Annotated in this window: 3 protein-coding genes and 1 pseudogene; all 4 read right to left on the reverse strand. The window is 67.1% G+C overall.

The window, feature by feature from the left end; all coding sequences use genetic code 11:
* Nucleotides 1-931 (reverse strand): HAMP domain-containing protein (locus I71_RS03680; protein ID WP_042690798.1); only part of this gene is annotated, 931 nt, incomplete at its 3' end.
* Between the two features lie 282 nt (nt 932-1,213).
* A pseudogene (gene uvrC / locus I71_RS03685) lies at nt 1,214-3,099 on the reverse strand (excinuclease ABC subunit UvrC).
* 137 nt (nt 3,100-3,236) lie between these two features.
* Entirely contained in the window at nt 3,237-4,292 is a 1,056-nt protein-coding gene (locus tag I71_RS03690) for a GMP reductase (RefSeq protein WP_042690800.1), read from the reverse strand.
* A 154-nt stretch (nt 4,293-4,446) separates the two neighbouring features.
* A complete protein-coding gene (locus tag I71_RS03695; RefSeq protein ID WP_244433612.1) occupies nt 4,447-5,250 on the reverse strand; it encodes a DeoR family transcriptional regulator in 804 nt (267 codons plus the stop codon).
* Nucleotides 5,251-5,436 lie beyond the last annotated feature (186 nt).

Here is a 5,436-nt window from a genome sequence, read left to right on the forward strand (position 1 = left end):
GTTCGGTCGCCGCGGAGGCGACGCCGCGCAGAATGCCAGAGATGGCGCTGTCGAAGGCGCGCAGCAGCCCTTCGCGCCGATCGGCGACGGCAAGCGCCTGTTCGTGCTGGCGGTCGACCTCGGCCTGGACCTCGCGGCCCTTGACCAGATCCTGGCGGAAGCCCTCGACCGAGCGGGCCAGCTCGCCGATCTCGTCCTTGCGGCCGATGCCTTCCACACTCTTGTCGAGCGCACCGCCGGCCATCCGCCGCACCTCCTCGATCAGGGCGCGGAGCGGCAGGACCAGCCCGATGCGAGAGATCATGATGGAGATCAGCAGACCGACGGCAAGCGCCAGCGCCGCGGCGACCGCCAGCGTGGCCTTCATGGCCTGCGCCAGCTCCATCGCGTCGGTGACCGCGGCGTCGGTGCGTTTCGACACGTCGCCGTTGTAGACCTTCACCGCGTCCGTCAGCGCCATCTGACCGGCGCGGCTGGCCTTCAGGCCGTCCAGCACCAGCACGCGTCCCTCGTCGCCGCCCTTGGCCGCCGCCGTTCTGGCGGTGTCGAGCATGGCCCGGACGTTCTTCTCGTAGCCGCTGAAGCCGGCACGGATCGCATCGACCTTCGCCATCTGGTCGGGATCGGAGCGTTTGCCCAGGGCGGTCAACCGGTCCTTCATCTCGGCAATCCGCTTGTCGGCCTGACCGGCGAAGCTGGCGGCCTGGGCGGGATCGTTGCCCAGCTCATACTCCATCCGGCTCAGGGCGACGATGTCGATGCGCATGTCGAAGGCGTCGAGCTGTTCCTTCTGGGTGCGGACCAGATCGTTGACAGCCTTTTCGGTGCGGTCCAGCGCGTAGAAGCCGGCGGCGGCCGTCACAATGGAGAAGAGCCCGACGACGGCGGCGGCGGCGGCCGTCTTGGTTTGGATGTGCCAGTCGGCAAGCATGGTTCTTCACCTCGATTAGGAGCTGAGCGGAGGCGGTTTGCGCGAGGCGTGATGCAGACGGCGCGATGCGGAAGAGGCGGGCGATTGCGGATCAGCAATCCGGAACACCCGCTGGAACATTATCCGATCACAGTATTGTTTAATTTTCTTAAATTTGCAGGTCGATATTTGCCTGATTCATGGCCATTCGATGGCAGGTTACAGAATTGTTGCACTGCCATTGCTTGCAAATCTTGGGGTATTCGCGCGCTTTGCGATGTTGATTTGTTGGGTGCCCGAATTTCATCCATGGAAGTGTTCGTAGAGCTTTCGCGCGATCGCTTCGCTGATGCCCGGGGTGGCCTCCAGATCCTTCAGTCCGGCCGACGCCACGGCGGCGGCGCTGCCGAAATGGTGCAGCAGCGCCTTCCTGCGGGCCGGGCCGATGCCGGGGATGCCGTCGATCCGGCTGTGCGACATCGCCTTCATGCGGCGGGCGCGGTGGCTGTCGATGGCGGTGCGGTGGGCCTCGTCGCGCAGCCTTTGCAGGAAATGCAGCACCGGGTCGTTGGGCTCCAGCGTCAGCGGCGGCTGACCGGGACGGAAGAAGCGTTCGCGCCCGGCATTGCGGTCCGGCCCCTTGGCGATGGCGACCAGCGGGATGTCGGTGATCTGCAGCATCGCCAGCTCGTCCTTCACCGCATTCAATTGGCCGAGTCCGCCGTCGATCAGGACGAGGTCGGGCCATTGGGCGGAATCGGGCCCGGAGTCGCGGCCTGCCGCGCTGCTGCGGTGGAAGCGGCGGGTGAAGGTCTCGCGCAGCATGGCGTAATCGTCGCCGGCGGCTTCGGGATCGCGGATGTGGAAGCGGCGGTAGGCGTTGCGCTGGAACCCCTCCGGCCCGGCCACCACCATGGCGCCGACCGGGAAGGCCCCCTGGATGTGCGAGGTGTCGTAGATTTCGATTCGCCGCGGGGCGGCGGGCAGGCCGAAGACGCGCGCCACCCCGTCCAGCAGAGTCGCCTGGGTGGAGCGCTCGGCCAGCCGGCGGCCGAGCGCATCGCGGGCGTTGGTCTGCGCGTGCTCGACGGCACGGCGCTTCGGTCCGCGTTTCGGGCATTCCACCGTAACGCGGCGGCCGGCGGACAGGCTCAGCGCCCTCTCCAGCAGATCCGGTTCCTCACCGGGGCGCTCANCAACAGCAGGGCGGGCGGTGGGGTGTCGGCATAGAGCTGGGCAGCGAAGGCAGCCAGGATGTCGCCCGGCTCCTCGTCGGCATCGATCCGCGGGAAGAAGGCGCGGGTGCCCTGGTTGCGGCCGCCGCGGAAGAAGAAGGCCTGGACACAGGCGGCACCGCCCTCGCGGTGCAGGGCCAGCACGTCGGCGTCGCCCAGCGTGTCCTCCAGATTGATGTCCTGGTGGCTCTGCAGGGCGGTCAGGGCGCGGATGCGGTCGCGCCAGCGGGCGGCGTCCTCGTATTCCAGCCGGTCGGAGCTGTCGAGCATGTGGCGGGCGAACTCCGCCTGGACCTCGGCGCTGCGGCCGGACAGCACGTCGCGCACGCCTTGCACCTGGTCGGCATACTCGTCCTCGCTGACGCGGCCGACGCAGGGGGCGGAGCAGCGTTTGATCTGGTGCTGCAGGCAGGGCCGGGTGCGCGAGGCGAACACACCGTCGTCGCAGGTCCGCAGCAGGAAGGCGCGTTGCAGGGCGGCGATGGTCATGCCGACCAGATGCGGCGAGGCATAGGGGCCGAACAGGTCGGAGTCCCGCCGGTTGCCCTTCCCTGAAGTTCCGCGGCGCTCGGCGCTGCCGCGATGCTGCATCAGGCGGGGGAAGTCATGACCTTTCCCGATGACGATGTAGGAGAAGGACCGGTCGTCCTTCACCAGGATGTTGAAGGGCGGCAGCAGGCTGCGGATCAGGTTCGCTTCCAGCAGAAGCGCCTCGGCCTCGGTGTGGGTGGTGACGAACTCCATCGAGCGGGTCAGCGACACCATCCGCCGGGTGCGGTTGGGCAGCCCGTCGGTCCGGGTGTAGCTGGCCACCCGGCGCTTCAGGTTCTTCGCCTTGCCGACATAAAGGACCGACCCGTCGGCCGCCAGCATCCGATAGACGCCGGGCGTGTCCGGAAGGGTCGGCAACTGGGCGCGGATCACGTCCGCTCCGCTGCCGGGCACCCCGTCCATAAGCACTCTCGTTCCCGCAAAGATCCGATTCGCCGCTTACCCAAGCAGTAGAACGGAACGGGACCAAGAGACAAGAATCGGGTGGGGTGGGCCGGCAGGGATCAGCCATGCGGCACTGGGCGCGATTGCCCGGCGGGTCAGCCGCCGAAGACGGTGTTCAGCTGGGCGCCGACGCGGACGAAGGTGGTGCGTTTCGGCACCTCCTTCAGCCGGGTGGCACCGATGTAGGTCATCATGCTGCGCACGCCGCCCATGATCTCCTGCATCGTGTTCTCCACCGGGCCGCGGTAGGGCACCTCCACCGTCTTGCCTTCCGAGGCGCGATAGGAGGCGACGCCACCGGCATATTTGTGCATCGCCGTGTCCGACGACATGCCGTAGAAGGTCATGGCGACCGGCACCCGGTTGCCGTCCCGGTCCTCGTAGCGGATCTCGCCCTCGCACTCGTCATGGCCGGCCAGCATGCCGCCGAGCATGACGAAGTCGGCCCCGGCGCCATAGGCCTTGGAGATGTCGCCCGGCACGGTGCAGCCGCCGTCGCCGCAGACCTGTCCCTTCAGCCCGTGGGCGGCGTCGGCGCATTCGATGATGGCCGACAGCTGGGGATAGCCGACGCCGGTCATCTTGCGGGTGGTGCAGACCGACCCCGGCCCGATGCCGACCTTGACGATGTCGGCGCCGGCCAGCAGCAGCGCCTCCGTCATGTCGCCGGTGACGACGTTGCCGGCCATGATGACGGTGTCCGGATTCTCCTCGCGCAGGCGGGCGATCACCTCGACGAAGCGCTCGGTATAGCCGTTGGCGACGTCCAGGCAGATCTTCCCCACCGGCGCTCTGGCCTTCACCGCCTGGAACTTGTCGTGGTCGGCCTCGGCGATGCCCATCGAATAGAAGACGTTGGACAGGGTGGCGGACTCGGCCTCCTCCCGGAAGAAGGCGGCCAGCTCGTCGGCCTTGTAATGCTTGTGCAGGGCGGTCATCGCGCCGAAGCGCGACAGCGCGCGGGCCATGCCCATGCTGCCGGTCACGTCCATGTTGGCGGCGATCAGCGGGAAGCCGGTCCAGTCGCGCTGGGTGTGGAGGAAGGTGAAGGTCCGGTTGACGTCCACGTCGTTGCGGCTCTGCAGCGTGCTGCGTTTCGGCCGGATCAGCACATCCTTGAAGTCGAGCTTGAGGTCGCTTTCGATGATCACCGCACACCTACTCATCTCTGTTTGCCGGGCCAACCGTTTTCTTCAGGCCCAACAACACAGAGTGGAGGCGATGCCCCGCTTCGGCAAGCGGCATCGGGGCTGTGGAGGGGGGTGCGGCGTTTGAAGCTGTTTCGCCGAAACGGGGGCTATCCCGTCAGTCCTCCGCCTCCTCGCCGTCGCCGTTGGTCGCGTCGCTGCCGTCGGCGACATGGACCTGACAGTCGGCGTTGCCCAGCACCTCCATCAGCTCCGGTGGCGGCAGGCGGTCGGTGAACAGCGCGTCGAGCACGCTGACGTCGGCCATGCGGATCATCGCGTTGCGGCCGAACTTGGTGTGGTCGGTGACCAGGAACACCCGGCGCGAGCTTTCGATGATGGCGCGGGCGACGCGGACCTCCTGCTCGTCGTAATCCAGCAGGTCGCCTTCGCTGTCGATGCCGCTGATGCCGATGATGCCGATGTCGACCTTGTAGCGGCGGATGAACTCCACCGTCGCCTCGCCGATGATGCCGCCGTCACGCTCGCGCACCAGGCCGCCGGCGATGGACAGGGCGAAGTTGGTGTTCTTGTGCAGGATGGTGGCGACGTTCAGGTTGTTGGTCAGCACCCGCAGCCGCTTGTGGCCGAGCAGGGCCTGGGCCACCGCCTCGGTCGTCGTGCCGATGTTGAGGAAGAGCGAGGCGTCCTCCGGCACATGGCGGGCGACCAGTTCGGCGATGCGGCGCTTTTCCTCCGCCATCAGGGTCTGGCGGGTCGAATAGGCGATGTTCTCCACGCTGGACGGCACGGTGACGCCGCCGCGGAAGCGCCGCACCGCCGACTGGCCGGCCAGATGTTCGATGTCGCGGCGGATGGTCTGCGGCGTGACGTCGAAATGTTCGGCCAGCCATTGGATCTGCACCATGCCCTTGGCATGGACCAGGGCCACGATTTCCTGCTGGCGGCGTTCGGCGTCCAGGCGGGCATCCATCGGGGGGCTGTCTCCGGTCTGAAAAGGGGCGTCAGTCAATCAGATGCGCGGAATGGACCAAAGCGAAAAGGCGCCGGTTCCGGCGCCCGGCTGGAGTGGCGGCACCGTACGCCGGATATTGTTCGTAACACAAGCATGTTTCTTTACGAAAATGAACGCGCATGATATGGGAAG

The organism is Azospirillum sp. B506 (genome assembly GCF_000333595.1).
Lineage (GTDB): Bacteria > Pseudomonadota > Alphaproteobacteria > Azospirillales > Azospirillaceae > Azospirillum.